Origin of the sequence: Deinococcus puniceus (genome assembly GCF_001644565.1) — a bacterium.
GTDB classification, from domain to species: Bacteria; Deinococcota; Deinococci; order Deinococcales; family Deinococcaceae; genus Deinococcus; species Deinococcus puniceus.
The window spans coordinates 389213-413121 of record NZ_CP011387.1; the positions used below are offsets into that span (position 1 = coordinate 389213).

The 23909-nt window shown below is 61.0% G+C and carries 22 protein-coding genes and 1 riboswitch; of the genes, 18 read left to right on the top strand and 4 right to left on the bottom strand.

What is annotated here, in order from left to right; translation table 11 throughout:
* Window positions 1-236 precede the first annotated feature (236 nt).
* Window positions 237-1025 carry a DsbA family oxidoreductase gene (locus tag SU48_RS01855; protein WP_064013761.1) on the bottom strand — a complete coding sequence of 263 codons (789 nt, stop codon included), beginning with the start codon at window positions 1023-1025 and terminating at the stop codon, window positions 237-239.
* An 81-nt stretch (window positions 1026-1106) separates the two neighbouring features.
* Between SU48_RS01855 and msrB the strand changes: the two genes are divergently transcribed.
* On the top strand, window positions 1107-1571 hold the full coding sequence (gene msrB, locus SU48_RS01860; RefSeq protein WP_064013762.1) for a peptide-methionine (R)-S-oxide reductase MsrB: 465 nt from the start codon (window positions 1107-1109) through the stop codon (window positions 1569-1571).
* A gap of 102 nt (window positions 1572-1673) precedes the next feature.
* Here the strand turns inward: msrB and SU48_RS01865 are convergent, their stop codons facing one another.
* On the bottom strand, window positions 1674-2075 hold the full coding sequence (locus tag SU48_RS01865) for an excalibur calcium-binding domain-containing protein (RefSeq protein WP_064013763.1): 402 nt from the start codon (window positions 2073-2075) through the stop codon (window positions 1674-1676).
* Window positions 2076-2157: 82 nt separating this feature from the next.
* Window positions 2158-5229 carry a carbamoyl-phosphate synthase large subunit gene (gene carB, locus SU48_RS01870; RefSeq protein WP_064013764.1) on the bottom strand — a complete coding sequence of 1024 codons (3072 nt, stop codon included), beginning with the start codon at window positions 5227-5229 and terminating at the stop codon, window positions 2158-2160.
* 260 nt (window positions 5230-5489) lie between these two features.
* Between carB and SU48_RS01875 the strand changes: the two genes are divergently transcribed.
* The gene (locus tag SU48_RS01875; RefSeq protein ID WP_082869611.1) at window positions 5490-6599 is read left to right on the top strand and encodes a GGDEF domain-containing protein; all 1110 of its coding nucleotides are present in this window, start codon (window positions 5490-5492) and stop codon (window positions 6597-6599) included.
* 56 nt (window positions 6600-6655) lie between these two features.
* Here the strand turns inward: SU48_RS01875 and SU48_RS01880 are convergent, their stop codons facing one another.
* Window positions 6656-7270 carry a LysE/ArgO family amino acid transporter gene (locus SU48_RS01880; protein ID WP_064013766.1) on the bottom strand — a complete coding sequence of 205 codons (615 nt, stop codon included), beginning with the start codon at window positions 7268-7270 and terminating at the stop codon, window positions 6656-6658.
* Window positions 7271-7516: 246 nt separating this feature from the next.
* Between SU48_RS01880 and SU48_RS01885 the strand changes: the two genes are divergently transcribed.
* The 16 genes from SU48_RS01885 (at window position 7517) to SU48_RS01965 (ending at window position 23862) form a co-directional block, all read left to right on the top strand.
* Window positions 7517-8647 (top strand): pyridoxal phosphate-dependent aminotransferase, encoded by a 1131-nt coding sequence (locus SU48_RS01885; RefSeq protein WP_064013767.1) that lies wholly within the window; start codon window positions 7517-7519, stop codon window positions 8645-8647.
* 91 nt (window positions 8648-8738) lie between these two features.
* Entirely contained in the window at window positions 8739-9209 is a 471-nt protein-coding gene (locus tag SU48_RS01890) for a hypothetical protein (RefSeq protein WP_064013768.1), read from the top strand.
* 146 nt (window positions 9210-9355) lie between these two features.
* Complete coding sequence (locus tag SU48_RS01895; protein WP_064013769.1) at window positions 9356-9892, top strand: hypothetical protein; 537 nt, start codon at window positions 9356-9358, stop codon at window positions 9890-9892.
* Window positions 9893-10181: 289 nt separating this feature from the next.
* Window positions 10182-11426 carry an argininosuccinate synthase gene (locus tag SU48_RS01900; protein ID WP_064013770.1) on the top strand — a complete coding sequence of 415 codons (1245 nt, stop codon included), beginning with the start codon at window positions 10182-10184 and terminating at the stop codon, window positions 11424-11426.
* Between the two features lie 4 nt (window positions 11427-11430).
* A complete protein-coding gene (locus SU48_RS01905) occupies window positions 11431-11868 on the top strand; it encodes a DinB family protein (RefSeq protein ID WP_064013771.1) in 438 nt (145 codons plus the stop codon).
* The gene (locus SU48_RS01910) at window positions 11865-12335 is read left to right on the top strand and encodes a GNAT family N-acetyltransferase (RefSeq protein WP_064013772.1); all 471 of its coding nucleotides are present in this window, start codon (window positions 11865-11867) and stop codon (window positions 12333-12335) included. Before SU48_RS01905 ends, SU48_RS01910 begins: the two co-directional genes overlap by 4 nt.
* Window positions 12332-12799 (top strand): GNAT family N-acetyltransferase, encoded by a 468-nt coding sequence (locus SU48_RS01915; protein ID WP_064013773.1) that lies wholly within the window; start codon window positions 12332-12334, stop codon window positions 12797-12799. Before SU48_RS01910 ends, SU48_RS01915 begins: the two co-directional genes overlap by 4 nt.
* 400 nt (window positions 12800-13199) lie before the next feature.
* Window positions 13200-14597, top strand: coding sequence for an argininosuccinate lyase (gene argH, locus SU48_RS01920; RefSeq protein WP_064013774.1), 1398 nt, complete (start codon window positions 13200-13202; stop codon window positions 14595-14597).
* Window positions 14597-15709 (top strand): GNAT family N-acetyltransferase, encoded by a 1113-nt coding sequence (locus SU48_RS14435; protein ID WP_331710197.1) that lies wholly within the window; start codon window positions 14597-14599, stop codon window positions 15707-15709. The genes argH and SU48_RS14435 overlap by 1 nt, the downstream gene beginning before the upstream one ends.
* Before the next feature lie 153 nt (window positions 15710-15862).
* Window positions 15863-16333 carry a GNAT family N-acetyltransferase gene (locus SU48_RS01935; RefSeq protein ID WP_064013775.1) on the top strand — a complete coding sequence of 157 codons (471 nt, stop codon included), beginning with the start codon at window positions 15863-15865 and terminating at the stop codon, window positions 16331-16333.
* Window positions 16334-16430: 97 nt separating this feature from the next.
* Entirely contained in the window at window positions 16431-16958 is a 528-nt protein-coding gene (locus tag SU48_RS01940) for an N-acetyltransferase (protein ID WP_064013776.1), read from the top strand.
* Window positions 16955-17605, top strand: a complete 651-nt coding sequence (locus SU48_RS01945; RefSeq protein WP_064013777.1) for a DNA alkylation repair protein — start codon at window positions 16955-16957, stop codon at window positions 17603-17605. Before SU48_RS01940 ends, SU48_RS01945 begins: the two co-directional genes overlap by 4 nt.
* 75 nt (window positions 17606-17680) lie before the next feature.
* A complete protein-coding gene (locus SU48_RS01950) occupies window positions 17681-19423 on the top strand; it encodes a hypothetical protein (protein WP_064013778.1) in 1743 nt (580 codons plus the stop codon).
* Window positions 19424-19689: 266 nt separating this feature from the next.
* Window positions 19690-20874, top strand: a complete 1185-nt coding sequence (gene carA / locus SU48_RS01955; protein ID WP_064013779.1) for a glutamine-hydrolyzing carbamoyl-phosphate synthase small subunit — start codon at window positions 19690-19692, stop codon at window positions 20872-20874.
* A 183-nt stretch (window positions 20875-21057) separates the two neighbouring features.
* A riboswitch (cyclic di-GMP riboswitch) is annotated at window positions 21058-21141 on the top strand.
* A gap of 68 nt (window positions 21142-21209) precedes the next feature.
* The gene (locus SU48_RS01960; protein ID WP_064013780.1) at window positions 21210-21713 is read left to right on the top strand and encodes a hypothetical protein; all 504 of its coding nucleotides are present in this window, start codon (window positions 21210-21212) and stop codon (window positions 21711-21713) included.
* 121 nt (window positions 21714-21834) lie between these two features.
* Window positions 21835-23862 (top strand): DUF11 domain-containing protein, encoded by a 2028-nt coding sequence (locus tag SU48_RS01965; RefSeq protein ID WP_064013781.1) that lies wholly within the window; start codon window positions 21835-21837, stop codon window positions 23860-23862.
* Window positions 23863-23909 lie beyond the last annotated feature (47 nt).

The window sequence follows — 23909 nt, forward strand, 5'->3', positions numbered from 1 at the left end:
TAAAATGGTTGAGTTTGGTGAAATAACTTCTCTATCACTGCACAGCGACAGTGGAATCAAAAGCGACACCCACGGTATAAAAGTCGTTTGTGGAAATTCGGAAGAGAAATTCATTCCCATTTTAGGTGGGGAAGGTAGATTCCGGGATGCCTTCGAGTTCCTCAGATTTTTAATGAGAAGAACGGGCCAATGAGCATTTAAAGTCAAAGCCTCTTGCACTACTGATTTCCCATCACTTACGCTTCCTGCCCCGCGCCCCGCTCTGGTACAGCTTTTTCCGGCACCGCGCAAGACCCGTCCTCGCAGCCTTCCGCCGCTTCTGCCCCGGCCACCGGACTGAGCATGGTCAGGGGCGCGGGATTCAGCTCGGCCCAGAGTTGCTCCAGTGCGCCGCGCAACACTTCGGCGGGCTGTGCGCCACTGACGCCGTATTTGCCGCCCAGCACAAAGAAGGGCACGCCGCTGATGCCGTAAGCCCGCGCCTGTGCCTGATCCTGCCGCACCTCGGCGGCCCCGGCGTCGGTGTCCAGTGCAGCCCGCACCGCCGTCCCGTCCAGCCCCACTTCTGCGGCCAATGTTGCCAGCGTATCGCGGCTGCCCACATGCTGCCCTTCCGTAAAATACGCGGCCAGCAGGCGTTCTTTCATGGCGTCCTGCTTGCCCTCGTGGGCAGCCAAATGAATGACGCGGTGGGCATCGAAGGTGTTGGTGGGCACCAGCCGCTCGAAGTGATACTCCAAGCCTTCCGCCGCCGCCGTTTGGGTCATGTTGTCCAGCATGGCCTGAGCGCCCGCCGAGCCCTGTCCGTATTTGCTGCCCAGAATGTCGCGCATCTTCCGGGTCTCTTCTACTGGGGCAGAAGGATCTAGCTCGAAGGCATGCCACACCACTTCCACGGCGTCCCGGCCCGCGAACCCTTCCAGCGCCGTCTCGAAGCGCCGTTTGCCCACGTAGCACCAAGGGCAGGCAATATCAGACCAAATATCCACGCGCAGGGGTTGGGGGCCAGCAGGAAGGGCAGTCATACGTTCAGTCTGGCACGTCCGCATAGCCCCGGCAGAGAGCAGGCTTACGAAGCGGATTCGGCCCGCCCCGTACACTGATTTATGACCTCTTTAAAGCCTGACTTTCAGAAGCCGACAGACGCCGAACTGCGCCAAAGCCTTACGCCGGAGCAGTACCGCGTGACCCAGCACGAAGGCACCGAGCGGGCCTACACAGGCGAGTATTGGGATCACGACGGCGCGGGCATTTACGTGGATGTGGTGTCGGGCGAAGCCCTGTTCAGCAGCCTCGACAAGTACGACGCGGGGTGCGGGTGGCCTTCTTTTACGCGGCCCATTCCCGGCAAAGCCCTGACCGAAAACACCGACTACAAGATCGGCTATGCCCGCACCGAAGTTCGCTCTACGCAAGCTGATTCCCACCTCGGCCACGTGTTCCCCGACGGCCCACAGGAAGCAGGCGGCCTGCGCTACTGCATCAATTCGGCGGCCCTGCGCTTTGTGTCTGTCGCAGAGCTGGAAGCGCAAGGCTACGGAGAATTCGCGGGTCTGTTCTCTAATAAATAGGGAAGAAGGCCGCCCCGATGATGTGGGCGGCCTTCTTCCATTGCAGTTTCTACGGCTGACGCGGTGTTTGGCTTTTCCCACTTCCCACTCACCACTTACGGTTTACTCCCCGCGTTCGCAGGCGATGCTGTTCTGGTTGCGGTCTAACGCGGTGCGGTAGGCAGGCTCGCCCAGTTTGACCGGGGCCACGCCTGCCGCCCGCATTTGCGTACAGGTGCGGTAATACACGGTGCCGTCTCCGGTCAGGCGGGCGCTGCCAGTCACGGGTTTCAGCAGCGAGCGGGCCACGTAGCCTGCCGTGCCTTTGTAGGTGGTGCGGCACCACTGGGAAGACCCGGAGCAGGCCACCAGCACCAGCGTGTTTTTGGGCACGGTTGCCAGTACTGCGCCTGTGGTGGTAGGCGTGCGCCGCAGGTTGGAAGTGGCGGTGGTCAGCGCCGTCGCCGCCTCCGACATCCCCATCAAAGCTGCCGCCAACGCGATCATTCGGACATAGGTTCTCATGAGAACAAGATGTCACATGAAGGTGAAGAGGGGCTGACGAACGGGATTGGGGGAATCTGAAGAAAGGCGGCTGAGGTTGTGCTTAGCTCACCCACTCCTGCAAGCTCTTAACCCCCAACTCTGCACCTACCGCTGCCGCAATCGCCTTAGCCGTCCACTCCGCACCTTCCCGCGTAGATACGATGGGCACCCCGCGTTCCAGCGCCAGCCGCAGCAATTTGGATTCGGTCACGTCGATCAGCAGGTCAGGCAACGTCTCACCGTCGCGCTCCCGAATTACGTTCAGGCCCGCGCCTTCCAGCGTGGCGGCTACCCCGTCCAGTCCCGTGCCCAGCAGCAAGGCCGTACCAGACAAGGGCAGGTAATTCTTGGCCCCCAGTTGCGCCCGGTAAAACGCCAGATACGGGTCTGCATCTATGCCCATGCTCTCGCCCGTGCTTTTCATTTCTGGCCCCAGAATGGGCTGCACGCCCGCAAATTTCAGGAACGGCAGGTGAACTTCCTTGACGCTGTACATGGAGGGCGTTGGGGTCTCGGTAAAGCCGATCTGCTCCAGCGTGTGTCCTACCGCGATCCGGGCAGCACTCTTTGCCAGCGCGTGATTGATGGCCTTGGACACGAACGGCACGGTGCGGCTGGCACGGGGGTTGGCTTCCAGAATGTAGGGCAGGCCGTCTTTAATCGCGTACTGCACGTTCATCAGGCCGCGCACGCCTAGCGCCAATGCCAGCCGCTCCGTCGTCGCCTTCACCTCTGCCAGCAGTTCCGCGCTCAGGCTCACCGGGGGCAGCACGCAGGCGCTGTCGCCGCTGTGGATTCCGGCGGCTTCCACGTGTTCCATGATCCCGGCCACCACCGCAATCTGGCCGTCGCAGAGCGTGTCTACATCCAGTTCCAGCGCCCCTTCCAAAAACTGATCCAGCAAGATGCTCGGCTGGCCTTCTACCGCCGCGTACACCTCGTCCAGATAGGTGACCAGTTCTTCCATGCTGCGAACCGTGCGCATGGCGCGGCCCCCCAGCACGTAGCTGGGGCGAGCCATCAGCGGGAAGCCCAGTTCGGCGGCCAGGGCGCGGGCCTCGGCGGGGGTGGCGGCCACTTTGCCCAGCGGTTGCCGGATGCCGAGGCGCTCGCACAGCGAATTGAAGCTGGCGCGGTCTTCGGCCTCGTGAATGGTTTCGGGTGACGTGCCGATGATCGGCGCACCCGCTGCCGCCAACCGTGCCGCCAGTTTCAGCGGTGTCTGCCCGCCCAGTTGCACGATCACGCCCACCGGTTTCTCGTGCTCCACGATGTTCATCACGTCTTCAAAGGTTAGTGGCTCGAAATACAGGCGGTCTGCGGTGTCGTAGTCGGTGCTGACCGTTTCCGGGTTGGAATTGATCATGATCGTTTCGTAGCCCGCGTCCTGTAAGGCCCAGACCGCATGCACGGTGGCGTAGTCGAATTCCACGCCCTGCCCGATCCGGTTCGGCCCGCTGCCTAAAATCACCACTTTGGGCTTGTCGGTGTGCGTCACCTCGTCTTCCCATTCGTAGGTGGAGTAGTGATACGGCGTGTGGGCCTCGAATTCGGCGGCGCAGGTGTCCACTGTTTTGTACACGGGCGTCGCTTTGGCGTCCTTGCGAATCCGGCGCACGTCCAGCTCGGTCAGGCCCACCAGTTCGCCCAAGCGGGCATCGGAAAAGCCCAGCCGTTTGATCTCGCGCCACAGCTCGTATTTCCATTCGGCCATCGGCCCCAACGCCGCGATTTCACGTTCGGCGGCCACGATTTCGGCCAACTGGGACAGGAACCAGGGGTCTATTTTGGTGGCGTCGAACAGTTGCTCCAGCGTTTCGCCACGTCTGAAGAGTTCGATCACCGCTTCCAGACGGCGGGGATTGCCGTACAGCAGGCCGCGTAGTTCCTCGTCGGTCATGGCCGCGAACGCGCCGCGCACGTCGGATTCCACCGAGCGCATGGCTTTTTGCAGGCTCTCCTTAAAGGTGCGCCCAATCGCCATGACTTCGCCCACGCTCCGCATCTGCGTGCCCAGCGCGTCGGATGTGCCGGGGAACTTTTCGAAGGCAAAGCGCGGAATCTTGGTGACCACGTAATCGATGCTGGGTTCAAACGACGCAGGCGTGACGCGGGTGATGTCGTTGGTCAGTTCGTCGAGGTGATACCCCACCGCCAGCAGCGCGGCAATTTTGGCAATCGGGAATCCGGTGGCTTTACTCGCCAGCGCACTGCTGCGGCTCACACGGGGGTTCATTTCGATCACGATCACGCGGCCATTGGTGGGGTCTACGGCAAACTGAATGTTGCTGCCGCCCGTCGCCACGCCAATTTCCCGAATAATCGCCAACGACTGATCGCGCAGGCGCTGGTATTCCACGTCGCTGAGGGTCTGCGCCGGGGCCACCGTGATGGAGTCTCCGGTATGCACGCCCATCGGGTCGAAGTTTTCGATGCTCGTGATGATGATCACCGTGTCTGCGGTATCGCGCATCACTTCCAGCTCGTATTCCTTCCAGCCCAGAATGCTTTCTTCCAGCAACACGGAGGTCACGGGGCTGTCGCGCAGGCCGCCTTCCGTGATCGCCAAGAATTGCTCGTAGGTATGTGCGATGCCGCCACCGGTGCCGCCCAGCGTAAAGCTAGGCCGAATCACGATGGGCAGGCCGATTTCCTTCTGGTACTCCACAGCTTCTTCCATGCTGTGAACCATCTGGCCGCGTGCCGTCTCAATGCCGATTTTCTTCATGGCGGCCTGAAACAGTTCGCGGTCTTCGCCCTTCTTGATGGCCTCCACGCCCGCGCCGATCAGTTCTACGCCGTATTTGGCAAGCGTGCCGCGCTCGTGCAGTTCCATGGCGAGATTCAGGGCGGTTTGGCCGCCGAGCGTGGGCAGCAGGGCGTCCGGCTTCTCTTTGGCAATCACGTGCTCCACGAATTCGGGTGTCAGCGGCTCTAGGTAGGTCGCGTCGGCCAAATCGGGGTCGGTCATGATGGTGGCCGGATTCGAGTTCACCAGCACCACGCGGTAACCCTCATTTTTCAGGGCCTTCAGCGCCTGCGTTCCCGAATAGTCGAACTCGGCGGCCTGCCCGATCTGAATAGGGCCGCTACCGAGAATAAGAATCGTCTGGAGGTCAGTTCGCTTAGGCATTCCAGAGAAAGAGTATGGCACGGTTGGGGCCGCCTGAGGTGGGAGCGGCGTGCAAGGTTATGCAGCGTAAGAACTGAGATTTAATATACAGGCCAGTCAGGTAAGACGCAGTATCGTGAAGTTGGAAGTTGGGGAGCTTGGGCCAAAGCCAGTGGCCTTCGGTTCGGCGGCCTTCAGTGCGGGGCAGTTCAGGGGAGAGCAGTTCAGCACAGGCATTGGCGCGGCCAGCTGCGGCCAACACCGAGGGTGGGTGAAAGAGAATGCCCAAAAATGTGTTCGTCTGGCTCGCAAGATGGTCACCTTTTGGGCGGCGCTGGGACGATACCCCGCAGCTTCACCGGGCCAAGCAGCGCATCTACCGCGTATGTCTCCTGATGTCGCTGCTGATGTTGGTCATCACGGCCCTGTTGCCGCAATCAGATCCGCGCGTCTCCGAGATTCAGCTGTTCATCAATGCCTTCGGCTTCTTGGTGGCGCTGATCGCCCTGCTCTGTCTGCGCTGGACACGCTGGCTCCGGGTCATCGAACTGCTGATGGCGACGGGTATTTTCGCCTACACGATCTTGTGGGACTCTCTGTTCCTGATGCTTGACGTGTTGCCCAGCCGTGAGTTCGTGATCACGTATGGGCCGGTCTTTTTGCTGGGGGCGGTGATTCTCAGCCTGATGGTGCCGCAGCGGGCGCTTTTGCCCCTGTTGGCCGTGCCTTTTTCGGTTCATGCCGTGCTGACGTGGCTGCTGCTGTCGCGCTCTGAGTGGACTGATCTGCATTCTGCCCGGCTGGTGACCGACCTGACCACCCTGATTACTCTGATTCCCCTGATGTTGGTGGGCGAGTATCAGCGGGCGGTGGTGTTGGCCGAACAAGCTGCCCAATCTATCCACAAGTTGGCCGAAACAGACCCACTCACGGGCATTCTGAACCGCCGGGGTCTGATGGCGCAGCTTGAGCAGGAGGTAGCGGTCATGACCCTGCTGGATATAGACCACTTCAAATCCATCAACGATACCTACGGGCATGAGCAGGGTGACGCGGTGCTGCAAGGGGTGGGGGAGTATCTGGCGAGCCTGACGAGCGCCCACGCGTCCGGCCACCAGCATCTTCAGGTGGGGCGCTGGGGGGGCGAAGAATTTCTGCTGCTGCTGCGTCAGCCGCCTGCTGAAGGCGTCGTGGTGTGGGCCGAAGACCTGCGGGCGGGCCTTCAGCGGCTGTGTCCCAATGGCCTGCCGATCACCGTCAGTGTCGGGGTTGCGGCGCGGTGGCCGGAAGAGCCCGTCGCGCAGACCTTGAAACGGGTGGACGGGTTGATGTATCAGGCCAAATTCGGGGGCCGCAACCGGGTTGCTGTGGCCCCTGAAGACTCCGAATAACACGAATGGGAGAGAAGGAATCGGTCAGAGTGACTTGGTTGGTGGGCGCATCTGACCTACTTCCCCTGCACCGCCCCCCACACCAGCCCCGCTGCGATAGTCCACATCATCACGCCGATAATCAAGTCCAGCACTTGCCATGCACGCGGGTTTTTCATGACGGGGGCCAGTTGGCGGCCTGCCAATGCCAAGCCAAAAAACCAAACCCAAGACGCCAGCAGGGTACCGCCCAAAAAGCCGAGGCGTCCGCTGCTGCTCAGGCCCGCGCTCGCCCCGCCGATCAGCACAAGAGTGTCAAGAAACACGTGCGGATTGAGGAACGTGAACGCGAGGGCGGTTGCCAACACGGCGCGGGGCGATTGCTGCGTCTGCCCTGCCGTGTCGAGGGCCACAGGATGCCGCGCCGACCTGAAGGAGCGCCAGCCGTACCACAGCAAAAACGCCGCGCCAGCCAGCGTGCCGATGAGCGTCAGCGTCGGACTGCGGGCCAAAAATGCGCCGATGCCCAGCACGCCCAAGGTAATTAGCAGCGAGTCGGCTAGCGCACACACGAACGCGGCCAACAGCGCATGTTGCCGCGTCAGCCCCTGCCGCAGCACAAAGGCATTTTGCGGCCCAATCGCCACGATCAGCGAGAAACCGAGGGTCAAACCGCGCAGGAAGGGAGGCACAGGCCTAAGATACCTGACTGGTTAGATTGCTTCTCGCTGAGTTATAGAGACGCTGCGTGCAGACCCCCCAGTCTACTTCGCAGCCAGCCCCCCTTAGAGGGGAGCGCAAAAGATGTTTAGTCCTCCCCTTTAAGGGGGGGCGTTGCGCCAGCAACGGGGGGGTTCACCCAAAATCTCAGCTTAAACACCCCCCCTTGTCTGAACCACCCCGCCCGCCGCCGCTCCGCTTACGCCCAGACTGCACCTATGCCCGAACTCCTGCCCCGCGCCCGCGCTTCTTCGGAAAGTATTTTTTCCCAGATGAGCCGCCTCGCCCTGCAACACGGCGCGGTGAACTTGGGGCAGGGCTTTCCGTCCGACGCGCCCCCGGCCTTCCTGCTGGACGCGGCGCGGGGCGCACTGGGCCGCTGGGATCAGTACGCGCCCCCGGCAGGCCTGCCCATCTTGCGCGACGCCATCGGCACAGATTTGGGTGTAGACGGCGCAGACGTGGTAGTGACTTCGGGCGCGACGGAGGCGCTGAATGTGCTGGCCCTGTCCCTGTATGGCCCCGGCGATGAAGTGCTGATGCTGGAGCCGGTGTTCGATGTGTATCTGCCGCAAGCGCGGTTGTCGGGGGCCAGACCTGTAACCGTGCCCATGCGCCTAGACGACGTTTCTGGCTGGACGCTGGACATGGACGCCCTGCAAGCTGCGGTGACGCCCCAGACGCGGGCAATCTTGCTCAATAGCCCGTTTAATCCTACTGGCACGGTCTTCACGCCCGCCGAATGCGCCGAACTGGTGGCCCTCGCCCGCGCCCATGATCTCTGGATCATCAGCGATGAGGTCTACGACGAGTTGTATTTCGGAGACAAGCCCACGTCGTTTCGCACCTTGGCCCCCGAGCGCACGTTTACGGTGGGCAGCGCGGGAAAACGGCTGGAGGCCACCGGCTGGCGCGTGGGCTGGATCGCCTGCCCGCCGGGGCTTGCGCCGATGCTGGCGGCCATTCGACAGAACGGGTCTTTTTGTGCGCCCACGCCGTTTCAGGTGGCGGTGGCGGCGGCCTTGCCCCTTGCCCGCGAATCGGGATTTTATGAGGGCCTGCGGGCAGGCTACGGCCAGCGCATGAGCCTGCTGGCGTCGGGCCTGCGGCAACTGGGGGCCACCGTATTTGTGCCGAGCGGCACGTATTTTCTGACCGCCCGCCATCCCCACTGGACAGCCGATACGTTGGTGAGGCAAGCGGGCGTGGCTGTCATTCCCGGCGCGGCTTTTTATGCCCAACATGCCGCGCCAGACGGTCTGTTGCGCCTCGCCTTCTGCAAATCCCAGCCCGAAATAGAGCGGGCGCTGGACAGCCTCAGCAGGTACGCGGTGCAGACCCCTGCCTGAGTTGTTTGCCCCGGCATCGCCGCCAGAAGGTACAGGCTTCGTAAAGGCTCCTGAGTTTCACGGCATGGCAAGCGCCATTACACTTGCCGGTATGAAGAAGGCTCTGATCGGACTTGCACTACTTGCTGCCGCCTCCTCTGCTTCGGCTGCCACGTATGTCGGTGGCTCTATCGGCACAGGCCTGACGGTTCATCTCCAGAACGACCTCGACGCGGCCTCGGCTGTCCGTTACGGCCTCAACCTCGACGCTGTGAGCCTGTTCCGGGGCGGCTCCTTGGCTGTCGGCGGCGACGTGGCCTACCTCAACGACATCATCGGTCAGGATTTGGGCGGCCTCAGCCCCTACTACGGCCTCGGTCTCGGTGCATATGTGTCCTTGGGCAGCAACAACGAAATCTCGGTTTATCCCAACGGCATTCTCGGCCTCAAGTTTCAAGTTTCCGATCCCCTGTCGGTCTTCGTGGAAGGCTCGGCAGGCCCCCGCGTCAGCATCGGCGGCGGCCAGACGGGCATCGGCTTCGGCTTCGGCGCACGCATTGGCCTGAACTACCAACTGCCCTAAGCTCTCCCTTTCGACTCAGCCGCCCTGCTTTGCGTGGGGCGGTTTTCTGTGTTGCAGGTGTGTTCATCTATCCTGTCTATACGACCCCCGATCCGACCTGGGCAAGTTTGCCTCACCTTCTTCATGAACTTTGTTAAGCTCGATTTGTGAAAAAGACTCTTTTTGCTCTGCTGGCCCTGGCCACCGTCTCTACTGCTGCCGCCGATAGCCTCGGCCTGCGTACCAACTACAACCGCGTGTTTGTAGAGAACGCTTCGGGCAACTTTACCTTCGGTGTGGAGTACGCCTACGACATCGACAGCGAGTCTGTCGTGCGGGCTGGCATCGACCTTGACCCTGATGTGTTCGGCAGCGGCGTGTTCGGCTTGGGCGGCGACGTGGCTTACCTGCGGAACTTCGACGGTGTGGGCGACGCCAACTACAACGTGTATTACGGCGCTAGCCTTGGCCTAGAAGTGGCTACGGCGTCTAGTGAGGGTGCCCGCATTACGATTTTTGGCCTGACGCCCGCAGGCGTGGTTGGCACGCGCTACTTCCTGACCCCTGAATTCGGCCTCAGCGCCGAGGTCAACGTTGGCCCCACATTCGCTTTTGGCCTTGCTAGCGTCGGTTCCGAGAGTGCCTCGGTCTCTAATAGTGCTTTTGGTGCAGGCGTGCGCTTCGGCATCAACTACCGCTTCTAAGCCCACTTTATCTGTCCCCAAAGAGGCCGCCCTGTGCGGTCTTTTTCAGTTTCGCTCTATCGTTCGGCTTGACCCCTTCCCCCATGCCTGCTACCCTCTGCATACCTATGCGTTAAAAGCGCATAAGCATACGTTATGACCTTCCCCTCCCCCCGACGCTGAAGCCCCGGCCTTCCTGAACCTAGGAGTGGCCGGACGCCTGACGCCGGGGGCTTTGTGTGCTGCCCAATCAGTCAACTCAGCCAACCAACTTCGCCCCCACCCTGCCCTAAACCGGAGACAATAAGCCATGACCCAAAACCCTGCCCCCACACAAGCTGCGCCAAAGCAAAAAATTGTGCTCGCCTATTCGGGCGGCCTCGATACATCCATCATCCTGAAGTGGCTGCAAACTGAGCGCAATTACGATGTGGTGTGCTTTACCGCCGATTTGGGGCAGGGCGACGAGGTGGAAGAAGCCCGCGTGAAGGCGCTGAACACAGGCGCGGTGGCCGCCTACGCGCTGGATTTGCGCGAGGAATTTGTGCGCGATTACGTGTTCGCCATGTTCCGCAGCAGCGCCCTGTACGAAGGCTATTACCTGCTGGGCACGTCTATTGCCCGCCCGCTGATTGCCAAGAAAATGGTGGAAATTGCCCAGAAGGAAGGCGCAGTGGCGGTGTCTCACGGTGCGACGGGCAAGGGCAACGATCAGGTGCGCTTTGAAATGACGGCCTACGCCCTGCAACCGGACATAGTAACGGTGGCTCCTTGGCGAGATTGGGAATTTCAGGGCCGCGCTGACCTCGAAGCCTTTGCCCACGAACACGGCATTCCCGTGCCCACCACCAAAAAAGACCCGTGGAGTACCGACGCCAACATGCTGCATATCTCTTTTGAGGGCGGCATTTTGGAAGACCCTTGGACTGAGCCACCCGCCCATATGTTCAAGCTGACGGTGGCCCCCGAAGCCGCGCCCGACGAGGCGGAATATGTGGAAGTGGAGTTCTTGAACGGCGATCCGGTGGCGATCAACGGCGAGCAACTCAGCCCCGCCGCCCTGCTGACCAAAGCCAACGACATCGGCGGCAGGCACGGCATTGGCCGCCTTGACCTCGTGGAAAACCGCTTTGTGGGCATGAAGTCTCGCGGCGTGTATGAAACCCCCGGCGGCACGCTGCTGTATCACGCCCGCCGCGCCGTGGAAAGCCTGACGCTTGACCGCGAAGTGCTGCACCAGCGCGACGCTTTGGCCCCCAAATACGCCGAACTGGTCTACAACGGCTTCTGGTTCGCGCCCGAACGCGAGGCCCTTCAGGTGTATATGGATCACGTGGCCCAAAGCGTCACCGGAACCGCCCGCATCAAGCTGTATAAGGGCAACTGCATCGTGGTGGGCCGCAAAGCCCCCAAGAGCCTCTACGACAAAGACCTCGTGAGCTTTGAAGCGGGGGGCGACTACAACCAACATGACGCCGGAGCTTTCATCAAGCTAAATGCTCTGAGAATGCGCGTGCAGGCACGGGTTGAGGCAAAGGCCGCCAAAAAGGACTGAACCCATGACGCTGACTGATCTGGTAGCCCACACCCTGCCCCGCCTGCAATCCCTCACCGACGCGCAGGCCAGCGCCAAAGCCTTGCCCGACGTGTGGAGCGCCAAAGAAGTCTTGGGCCACCTGATCGACAGCGGCGTGAACAACCATGCCCGGTTCGTGCGGGCTAGCGTACAGAGCGGCCTAGAGTTGCCCGGTTACGCGCAAAACGATTGGGTGGCAGCGGGCGCGTATGGGGCGCGAACTTGGGTCGATCTGGTCACGCTCTGGGCGGCCTATCAACTCCAGTTGGCGCACGTCATCGCGCATTTGCCGCCGCCTGCACTGGCCCATACTTTGCGTGTGGGCGGGGGAGAGTCCGTCACGCTGGGCTTTCTGGGCGAGGATTATGTGGCCCATCAGGTGCATCATCTGAACCAAATTTGGGAGCGCACGGGCGCATGAGTTTGCCCGCCGGATACCTGTTGCGCCGGGCCACGCCTGCCGACGCTGAGACTATTCAGGCCCAACGCGACGCCATGTTCGTAGATATGGGCAAAGACCCCGTTCAGCTTCAGCAGGTGCATACTGCCGCGCTGGGCTGGCATCGGCGGATGCTGCAAGTGGGCTTGTACGACGGGTTTTTGCTGGAGACTGAGGGCGTGGTGGTGGCAAGCGCGGGTCTGCTGTGGCGAGACTGGCCGCCCAGTGCCGCCACCATCGAGCAGACGCGGGCCTACCTGATGAACGTGTATGTTCAGCCGCCGCACCGGGGCAACGGATTGGCCCAGTTTTTAATAGAAGAAATGCTGGCGGAGTGCGCCCTGCGCGGCGTGCATATCGTCTCCCTGCACGCCAGCGAAGCCGGACGCCCGATCTATGAACGGCTGGGCTTCCGTTCAAACTCCGAAATGGAATTGGTCTTGCCATGACCTCTGCCCTGCGCCCCGTTACCCGCGCCGACTTGCCCAAGTTTCATACCGTGATGATGGCGGCTGGCATGGATGCCCGTTCTAGCTGGAGCCGCACCACCGTTGCCGACTTGGAACACTCGCTGTTCGGCGTTGGCGCGGGCGGATTCTTGGCTTGGGCAGGCGCGGAAGCAGTGGGCTGCGTCGGCTTTCGCCCCGATGGTTCGCACACCCTGACGCTGAATAAACTCGCCACATTGCCGAACGCACGCGCTCAGGGCATCGGCGCGGCGCTGGTGCGGGCGGTGGAAGACTTGGCCGCCGAGCAGGGTTTTAGGCGAGTGCTGTTGGCCGTCTCGCAATTCAATTTAGAAGTTATCCCTTTTTACGAACGGCTGGGGTATGTGCAGGATTCGGCGGCGGTGTATGCACATGCCAGCCCGCAGAGTCCTAAACCGGTGGTACTGGTGAAGGAGCAATTGTGAAACATAAGAGAGCGGGCTCTTTATGTGGCGTCCTCTTAATTTCTTCTCTCTCTGCTTGTGCCCCCACTCTGACAGGCCCATCGGGAGAGAGTTACAAGACAGATGTGAAAATAGGAATGCAGATGCTCGTCGTAGAGCGTGTTCCATTGGCTGAACTGAATGATGGCACGCCGAACACTGCTTATGTCAAATTCCCTAATTGTGACAGGGCTGTCGTGTCTGTTGCTGATGTTCGGAAAATAGGTTCCGAAAAAGCAGCCGAAATATGCAACAGGAGCCTCGAAGCTTACAGCGGTGGAGTAAATACCATAGGGAATATTGCTTTGATTCTAAGTGTTCCGGCAGTTATCGTTCTGTTTTATCTCCTAAGCCTCATTTCACCCGATTTCTAGGTAAATTTATGACCAATACAAAAGATAAAAAGCTCTGGGGTGGCCGTTTTGCCGAAGCTACCGATGGCCTCGTGGAACTCTTCAACGCCTCTGTCGGCTTCGATCAGCGGCTGGCCGAGCAGGATATTCGCGGTTCGCTGGCGCATGTGGCGATGCTCGGGCAGGTGGGCATTCTGGACGCTCCAGAAGTCGCGCAGATTACGGACGGCCTGAATGACGTGCTGGCCGACATTCGCGCTGGAAATTTTGAATGGCGACTAGACCGCGAAGACGTGCATATGAACGTGGAAGCCGCGCTGCGTGACCGGGTTGGCCCCGTGGCGGGCAAGCTGCACACGGCCCGCAGCCGCAACGATCAGGTGGCAGTGGATTTCCGGCTGTTTACCAAGGAAGCGGCGCACGATCTGGCCGACAAAACGCGGGCACTCCGGGCCGTGATGCTGGCCGAGGCCGACAAGCACCTGCAAGCTGGGGTCATTTTGCCGGGCTACACGCATTTGCAGGTGGCCCAACCGATTTTGCTGGCGCACTGGTTCATGGCCTACGTCGCCATGCTGGAGCGCGATGAAGGCCGCTTCCGCGACGCTACCGAGCGCATGGACGAATCGCCACTGGGCAGTTCGGCATTGGCAGGCACGCCTTGGCCGATAGACCGACACGCTACCGCCGCCGCCCTCGGTTTTGCCCGCCCCACCGCCAACTCTCTAGACGGTGTGGGCAGCCGTGATTTTGCGCTGGAATTCCTGAGCGCCTGCGCCATTCTCAGCGCCCATTTGTCGCGCCTGTCGGAAGAACTGATCTTGTATTCCACCTTTGAATTCGGCTTTATTACGCTGCCCGATTCGCACACCACAGGCTCCAGCATCATGCCCCAGAAGAAAAACCCGGATGTGTCCGAGTTGGCACGCGGCAAGGCGGGGCGCGTGTTCGGCAACCTGATGGGCCTGCTGACGGTGGTGAAAGGCACGCCGCTGGCCTACAACAAGGATTTGCAGGAAGACAAAGAGGGCGTGTTCGACAGTTACGACACCCTCAGCATCGTGCTGCGGCTGTATGCCGACATGATGCCTAAGACCGTGTGGCACGCCGAAAGAACTAAAGCGGCAGCGGCACGGGGCTACAGCACGGCAACCGACGTGGCCGACTATCTGGCCCGGCAAGGCGTCCCCTTCCGCGAGGCGCATGAAGTGGTGGGCGGACTGGTAGGCATTGCTTCCCGCTCTAGCCGCCAACTCTGGGAACTCACCGACGCCGAACTGAAGGCCGCCCACCCGCTGCTGAATGCTGAAGTCGCCCAGAACCTGACCGTAGAAGAGAGCGTCAAAAACCGCGCCAGCTACGGCGGCACTGCCCCAGAGCGGGTGCGAGAAGCCATAGCCGACGCTCAGAAGAAATTAGAGGGCTGATGATGGATGTGACGGTCAGACTAGACGGCACCTTGCTGGGCAAGCGGCAGCAGGAATGGGCGCAGCATTTGGCGAACCCGGCTCAGAATCCGCTTGTGCCTGACGCAGATGGCCGCCTGTCTGGTGATGGATTCACCCTCCAAAACGAACTCTGCGTGTACAGCCAACTGCAACCTCAATACGCCGAGGGCCTGTTTTATTCGGGCATCATCGTGACCAAGCGCCCCTGTGCCACCGTGTTTGACCTGACACTCGCTGAAGCCACTGCTACACACGAACTTCTTGCCGAAGTGAAAGCGCACCTTGACGCCACCGTACAACCCGACGGCTACACAGTCGGCTGGAATGTGAACCCGGCGGGCGGCCAGCACATCCAACACGTACACCTGCACGTCATTCCCCGCTGGAATACCGACGCGGCGGCGGGCGTGGGCCTGCGCTGGTTTTTTCGGCAGGTGGCAAGCCAAGCAGAGGAGCAGGAGCGACGACAAGGTTTAGCCAATGCATCCGCCTCTGCCAACCTCGCGCCCATCTCTGAATCTGCCCCCGAAGGAGTGCCTATGACTGCCACTGAACTGACCACTATTCCCGCCGTGCTTCCTCTGACCCAGCAGCACATCAAACTTCGTCAGGCGACAAATCTGGACGACCTTGAAGTTGTGCGTGATTTGATTCTGGCGGCTGATTTGAGCCAACACCGCGCAGATATTACGGTGACTTTAGAAGGCAGCACTTACTGGATTGCCGACCTGAACGGCGTTCCCGGCGGCTGCATCGGCCTGGAGCATGGGCAGGGCGTGTCCCTCATTCGCTCCACTGCCGTGCTGCCCGACTCGCGGTCTCAGGGCTTGGGCCGCGCCCTCGTTCGCAGCGCACTCACGCAGGCCAGTTTGCGCGGCGACCATACCGTGTACCTGTTCAGTCAGGAGGCGGGCGACTATTGGCAGCGCTTCGGCTTCGTGCCCACCAGTGGCGATGAGTTGTCGGCGGCCCTCAGCAACGCGCCGCAGGTGCAAAGTGGCCTGAGCCGGGGCTGGCTTCATGAGGAACAGGCGTGGAAGTTAGAATTGGTGCAGCAAGAGAGCGTGCAGCAGGAGAGCGCGGGGCAGTGAAGCAGATGGGAGATGTGAGTCCTGTACGCACATGGGAGCGTTCCCACACGGGCGCGGTGCGCTATGCTGTCGCCACGCAAAACCCAAGCGACCCGGACGCCCCCTCAGGCTTCCTCGACGCACCGTTCATTCCGACCTCTGGAGGCACTCACCATGACCGACTCATCTGTTCAAATTCGCCTTGCCAATGCCCAAGACAAAGAAACTATCGTGCGCGTGATGGAAGAAGCGGGCCTGAGCACCGAAGCGGCGCTGGCCGAAGGAACCACCTACTGGGTTGCGGAGCGCGGCGGGCAGCCAGTGGGGGCCATCGGGCTGGAACACGGCGACACGGCCTCGCTGCTGCGTGGGGCGGCCATTCTGCCTGCGGCGCGGGGCGGCGGGCTGGGCAGGCGCTTGGTCATGAGTGCTGTGGAATACGCGCAGGGACGCGGAGACCGGGCTATTTATATGTTCAGCAAGGGCGGCGACTGGGGCACTTTCGGGTTTACGCAAGTGCCATTGGCCGTCGTGATGGGCGATTTGCCCAACGCGCCGCAAATTCAGGCCTACAAAGCCAAGAGCGAGCGCCCCGGCGGAACCACATGGATGCGGGCACTGGATACGGGCGCAAGCAAAGCGTAAGGGGGAACGTGGAGGGTGGATCGTGGATTGGAGTCAACACCAAATCTTTTCCCACGATCCACAATCCACGATCTAGCTCTAGTCTTGGGGGCCACCCATGACCCTGTCTCTGGACTCCATCGCCGTCCCCGATCTGCATCCCGATTCTCCCCTCAGCACCCGCAAGGCCCGCCTCAGCGACATAGACGCCATTCACGAACTGATCGGCTATTGGGCGGCGCGGGGGCTGATGCTGGTGCGTTCGCGGGCGCTGCTGGCCCAAACCATCCGAGATTTTCACCTGTATTTGGCCGAACCACACGCGGGCCACCCCGGTGGCTTGGCGGGAGTGTGCGGCCTGCACATGCTGGCCCCCGACTTGGCAGAAGTGCGCGGTCTGGCCATTCATCCGGCCATGCAGGGGCGTGGGCTGGGCAAAAAACTGGTGGAAGCCTGTGAACGGGAAGCGCGGGAGATCGCCTTGCCTGCTCTGTTCGCGTGGACTTATCAGCAGGGATTCTTTGAAAAGTGCGGCTTTGTGCGAATAGACAAGACCAACCTGCACCCCAAAGTCTGGAGCGAATGCCAACGCTGCGCCTTCTTCGAGAATTGCAATGAAATTGCGATGTACAGAGAATTGACTTGACCGATCTGGCGGGCAGGATTCGGCAGGGGTTGCATAACCGGGCCAATCCTGCCCTTGCTCCGGCCATGTTCGCCTATATGAAAGGCATCCAGCCGTTTCTGGGCGTGCAGACTCCGGCGCGGCGCGAGGTGGTGCGGGCGGCGCTGAAGCTGGAGCCTGACCGGGCTGTGCGCTTTGCCGCCGCGCTGGATTTGTGGGCAGGCGAGTTCCGGGAAGAACGGTATACGGCGCTGGACGTGTTGGCCGCCAGTCGCCCCCGCCCCGCCGATCTGCCCTTTCTGGAAGGCCTGTTGCCTGCCGCCGATCACTGGGACGTGCTGGATTCGTTGTCGCCGTTGCTCGCTCAGGCTTTTGCAGATGCAGCACAGAGGCGCGAGCGGGTGGAAGTGTGGCGGGTCAGCCCCCATCTGTGGACAAGGCGGGCGGCGGTATTGGCGCAACTGAAGGCCAAAACAAACACCGACACCGACTTGTTGCTAGACACTATCCGAGCCGTGCAGCACGAGCGCGAATTCTTTATTCAGAAGGCTATCGGCTGGGCCTTGCGCGAGTACGCCAAAACCGATCCGGCGTGGGTTCGGGCCGCCGTGGAAACATTGGGCCTAACTGGACTGGCGCGGCGGGAAGCCTTGAAGCATCTGCTCTAACCAAATGTTCATCTGTGGGAGGCGCTAGGCCAATTTGCCCGTCCGCCCCACCTGACTGCCCGCTAAGATGGAGGCATGAAGAAAACGCTTTCGCTGACGTTGCTGCTTGCCACTCTTGCTTCAGGGGCGCAGGCCGCCACGCTTGCCCAGAATATGCCCGCTGGGGCGCTGCTGACGCTGGAAAGCAAGAACGCGGGCGGAGCCATAGACCGCCTGTTCGGGCTTGTGGGGCAAGTGGCCGAGAGCGTGGGCGAAGGTTCTGACGATGTGGCTGACCTGACCCAGACCCTCACTGGATTTCAGCAGATTCTGAAAGGTTCGCTGGGCAAAGAAGGCGCACTGGGCGTGTTTACTGTGGGCGCACCCGGCAAGCCCTTCGATCTGCACGTGCTGGCGGCCTCGCGCACCGATGAGCTGTCCGACGAGATGCTGGGCCAGATGCTGCCCGACAAACCCGGCGCGAACGTTGGTCTGTACTCCTTCTCGCGTCAGGGCCGGATGTTCGTGGGGCAGTCTCAGGGATTGGTGTACATGTCCAGCAACAAAACCCTGTTGATGAATTATCTGGGCCGCCTGAGTGGCAACACGGCCCCCCGCCTGCTGAATTCTGCCGCCTACACCGCGCCCACCGCTGCGAAAGGCGAGCAGGAGCTGTCGTTTTTCGTCAACTTTTCCGCCGCCGCCAAAGTCGCCCGCAGCCAATTCGCCCGCTTCTTCCTGCCGCGCCTGCTGTCGCCCATCGTGGACGCTGTAGACACTTTGGGCCAGTATTCGGCTGGGTTCACCACCACAGACGCGGGCCTGACCGGACAAGCGGCGCACGCGGTCAATCTGGAGGGCAAAGACAAACCACTGACCCGTATGCTGACCAGTACCACCAATTTTGCCGTGCAGAACATCATTCCTGCCAACGCCGAAACCGTGGCGGCCCGTGCCTGCGCCCCCGAGAGCAACGCCTATGCCGCCCGCTGGCTCACCCGCATCGATCTGATAGACCCGGTGGGCTTCCTGACCGACAGCCAACTCGCCAGCCACTTGGAGCGTTCGGCGCGGTATTTGGGCAACGAGTGTGCTCAGGTTGCGCTGGACGGCGCACAGGCCGCAGGCTTCGACGCCGCCAACCCCCTGAGTGCCCTGGATTACAGCGTGACCTATCAGCGCGTCACGGATTTGTCTGCCGCCGAAGCCCATATGCCCGAATATGCACAGGCCGTGAATACCGCGATTGCGGGCTTGGCCCAGAGCCTCGGGGATCTGGTCAAGAACACGGATATGGGCGATCTGGCGGGCCTGGGCGGCATGGATGATTTTCCCGCCGGGGCACAGGCAGGCGCGCTGGCCTCGGCACTGGGCGGCGTGGGCGAACTGACCGAATTGTTAGGCAAAGTGCAGATGGTCTACAACTTCCGGGATGGTTACCTGATCACGGCTTACAGTCAAGCCGCCCTAGACGCCGCGATGGCCGAGGATGCCCCGCTGCTGGCCGCCGACGCCGATTTCGTGGCCGCTGCCCTCAAGACTCAGGGGGCGGCAGGCTGGCAGTACGCCCGCAACCCCGCCGACGTGACCGAAGAGCAGATGATGGGCGTCTTTGCGAATGCCCTTGCCGATGCAGGCATGGCCGACGCCGACACCGAGGGCATGACCGAGGAAGAGAGAGCGGATTTGGAAGAGATGCAGGACTCTATGGCCGGAATCTTCGAGCCTGTGGGCACCGTCCTGACCGATCTGATCAACCGCTATGACGGCCTGACTGCTCAGAGCAGCGTCAGCGGCAACCTGATCGTCAGCAAGTCCAACGTGAAGTTCACTTGGTAGACCGAACGGATTGGCCCCACCTTTCCTATTCACGGTTGATGCATTAAAATACGCCCCGGCAATGGGCGTGGTAACGAAAAAGGCTGTCCAGACTGCGTTGTGGTCAGGCAGCCTTTTTTCTTGAATGTATGAATACAACATCCCCGGCGCGTGAGTGTCTATATGGCCTGCTTTGCCCCGGCTGAGGCCAGCTATGATGCACCACGCGCCATGAACTGCGTCCAGAGAGGCGCGAATGGAGGAGGCCAAGCATGAGTTTAATCAGCATGTTGAAAAAGGAACGGGCAATTCTGGCCCTCGAAGACGGCACGGTCTACCGGGGCTACGCCTACGGACACCGGGGCGAAACGGTGGGCGAAGTGGTGTTCAATACCTCGATGACCGGGTATCAGGAAATCATGACCGACCCCAGCTACAACGGGCAAATCGTGACCATCACCTACCCGCACGTGGGCAATTACGGCGTGGCGATTTACGACATGGAATCCAATAAGCCGTATGTACGCGGCTTTATTTCCCGCGAGTTTTCGGGCACCTACAGCAATCACCGCGCCCAGCAGTCCCTAGAGGCGTTTATGCAGCAGTACGGCGTCGTGTCCATTCAGGGCATCGATACGCGGGCGCTGGTGCGGCGGCTCCGTTCGGGTGGCGTGGTCAAGGGCGTCATCGCCCACCGCTCCTACACGCACCCCGAAGACTCTTACGGCGAATTTACGCCCGCCGAAGAGCAGGTGTATGTGCGCCGCGCACAGGGCCATCAGGACATCGACGGCTTCGACATGACCCGCGAGGTCACCACCGCGCTGCCCTACGCCTTCCCCACCCTCCGCAGCGGCAAGCGCGTGGTTCTTATGGATTTCGGCATCAAGCACACCATCATCGAGCGGTTGGCCGAAGTGGGCATCGAACCTATCGTGGTTCCGGCGCACACCACCCCGGCGCAAATTATGGCCTTGCAGCCACACGGCCTGTTCCTCAGCAACGGCCCCGGCGATCCCGCCCCGCTGGAATACGCCCACAAAGCCGCGTGGGAACTCATGGGCCTCCTGCCGACTTTCGGCATTTGCCTCGGCCACCAGATTCTGGGCCTCGCGGCGGGCGGCAAAACCTTCAAGATGAAGTTCGGTCACCGGGGCGGCAATCAGCCGGTCAAAAATCTTCTGACCAATACTGTAGAAATCACCTCGCAGAATCACGGGTACGCCGTCGACCTCGAATCTATTCCCAACGGCGCGTTTGTGGCGACCCACATCAACCTGAACGACGGCACGCTGGAAGGCATGGCACACACGCGTTATCCGGTGTTTTCGGTGCAATACCACCCGGAAGCCAGCCCCGGCCCACACGATAGTCGGTACCTGTTCAACCGGTTTATAGAGGAAATAGATCTGTTCGACGGAAGTGGGGGTACACCCGTCGCCAAGGCGTCTACAGGCCGTTTGGGGGTTTGACAACACCTTTCCTGACCGGGATGATGCTAGCAGCTAGGAAGTGAAGTTTTTCATGTTTGGGCGAACCTCATGCGTGACTCAAGAAAAACTCACCCATCCTAACTTCCTGTCGAGGTTGTGACAGGAGTGTCAGAAACAAACAGCTATCGTTCGACGCGGTTTGTGAAGTTTCCGACATACAACTGGCTGTTCCGGAGCGATGAATCACCTGGCCTATACGGGCGCCTGTCAGGTGTGGAGCGAGTGGCGCGACCGACAGAACTGTGGATGATTCCACACCTGTCGGTCTTTTTTGCTCCTAGGAGGATTCCACCTTGAAACGCACTCTCGTTCTTATGCCCACCGTACTGCTCTGCCTTACTGCTCTGGCAGCCGCACAGACCCCAGCCAGCAGCGGCACCGTCAACAAAGTCATCAAGTTCGTCCTTGCACAGGATCTCATCAAGACCAGCACCGTAGACGGCACCACCACCGAGCAAGTGGTGCTTGGCCCCAAAACAGTGTTGCCCAACGACATCCTGCGTGAAGAAGTGACCGTGACCAACATTAGCGGCAAAGCGCTGAACACCGTGTACGTGGGCATTCCTGTGCCCAAAGGAACCGAGTTCAGTGGGCAGGCCACGCCCACCAACGAGCGTTGGAAGCTGTTGTACTCCATCGACAACGGCAAAACCTACGCCGCCACGCCCACCCGCACGGTCACCGTGACCGAAAACGGCAAAAGCGTGACCAAGCAAGTCGCGGCCCCCACCAACACGTATACCAACGTGCGCTGGACAGTCGCCACCCTCAAGAAGGACGAATCGTTGAAGCTCAGCTTCCGCGTGAAAGTCAAGTAAGTTCCGAGTTCAACCGTTTCGTCCCAGTTGTCAAGCAAGTTTTTAAGCGTCAATTCATTTGCACATTGGCTCAGTTGTACACAAACAAGTCATTGAGTCCGAGCAGTACACAGGAGAACACATGAAGAAGTCTTGGTCGTTCGTTTCCGTATTGGCAGCCCTCGCTTTGGGCACCGCTTCCGCCGTTGGCATCCCCGCTGGCACCGTCATCGTCAACACCGCTGAAATCGTGTTCACGCCTGAAGGCTCCACCACCCCGAACCCTCCCATTCCTTCTAACCCCGTTGAAACCAAAGTCTTGCCCGTGCCTAGCTTCACCATCACGCCCAACGATGACGGCACGGCTGGCCCTACCTTCGTCACTGAGAACAATCTGCTGAAGCAAACGTTGCGTCCCGGCGATACCGCCGTATTCCATTACACGTTGACCAACACCGGCAACGTGCCCAACGAAAGCTACGGCCTGACCACCCTGACCGACAGCCTGAACGGTGCGGCCAAGCCGACTGACGTGCGCTACTACCTCGACAGCAACAAAGACGGCATTCTCAGCCCTGCTGAAATTGCAGCGGGCACCATCACCAGCATTACAGCCGTAGATATTGATCAGAACAAGCAGTTCTTCCAGGTTTACACCGTGCCTACAGTTACTGTAGAGGGCGACAAGATCGGTGCCGATCCCTTCGGTACGCGTAACCCAAACACGGGCGCTGGCCTCGAACCCGCTGCTGGCTTCGTACAGCCTATCGACAACGATAACTACAACACGGTTACGATCAAGCGCACCGACGCGGGCCTCATCGGGCCGAAGAACGATCCTAACGGCGACGGCGCACCTGTCACGCCTTCTTACCCCTCTACCGATCCTGTGCCTGTAACCATCGTGCCTACGGCCACCGATACGCAGGAAGCCCCCGTCACCGTCACCACCACCGTCGTCACCTTCACCAACACGGTGCAGAACAACGGCAACCGCCCCGACGTGTTCGAAATCACCACCGTGGCGCAGAACTTCCCCGGCGCAGTCGTGGTCGTGTACGTCAAGAACCCTGACGGCAGCAAAGGCCCCGTGTTGCCCGATACCGACGGCGACGGCAAGCCCGACGTTGGCACCCTGCAACCCGGCCCAATTGTAGATGGTGAGCAGCAACCCGGCCAAACCGTCGACATTCTGGTCGAAGTGACCTTCCCCGCTGGCACCCAGCCCACGACGCCCACCGACAAGCCTACGATTGTCGTGACCACCACCAGCAGCAACGACACCACCAAGAGCGACACCACCAAAGACATCGTGCTGTTGCCTAAGGTTTCGTTCGGTGATCCTACCCCCGGCACCCCCGGCGGCGACCCTACGCCTGTTCAGGTCGGCACTCCTCCAACCCTCACCCCCGGCGGCACCCCCGTCATGCCCGGCACCCCCCAGTGCATCACCACGGTCACCAGCTACTTCGCTATGGAAGTCGCCAACCTCGGCAACATGCCCGACCTGTACAACATCACGGGCACGGCTCCGATCAAGCTGACCAGCGGCGCAACCGTGACTGCTCCAGTGGCCTACTACCGTGACGTGAACGGCGACGGCAAAATGGACGGCGGCGATACCTTGCTGACCGACACCAACGCCGACGGCATCCCCGACACGGGCCTCATTGCCCCCGGTGCAGAAGTCAAGCTGATTGCTGCGTTGGCTATTCCTTGTGACGCTGCCGCCCAGACCATCGTGCTGAACCAGACGGCCACTTCGCCCATCACCAAGGTCACTGTGCCGGACATCAACGACACCGTCACTATCAACCCGACGCCTGTGGCTGCGCCTGTCAAGAGCGTTGACTTGGCCGCTGCCAAGCCCGGCGAAGTGCTGACCTACACCATCGTCGGCAAGAACACCAGCAACGCCAACATCACCAAGGCGTTCGTGAAAGACACCGTGCCGACCAACACCACGTTCGGTAGCTGGAGCGCCGTTAGCGACGCTGCGGGCACCATCTTGTACAGCAGCAACGGCACCAACTGGAGCGCCACTGCTCCTGCCGCTGGCCCTACCGTGTACGCGGGCCTCGACAGCAACAACGACGGCACCATCTCCACCGCCGACATCCTGCCTTCGGGCAAGAGCATCACGGCCACCTTTACCGTCAAGGTGAACTAAGCCTGTTTCAGCGCACCCCGCCTGCTTGGTGGGGTGCGCTCTGCCCG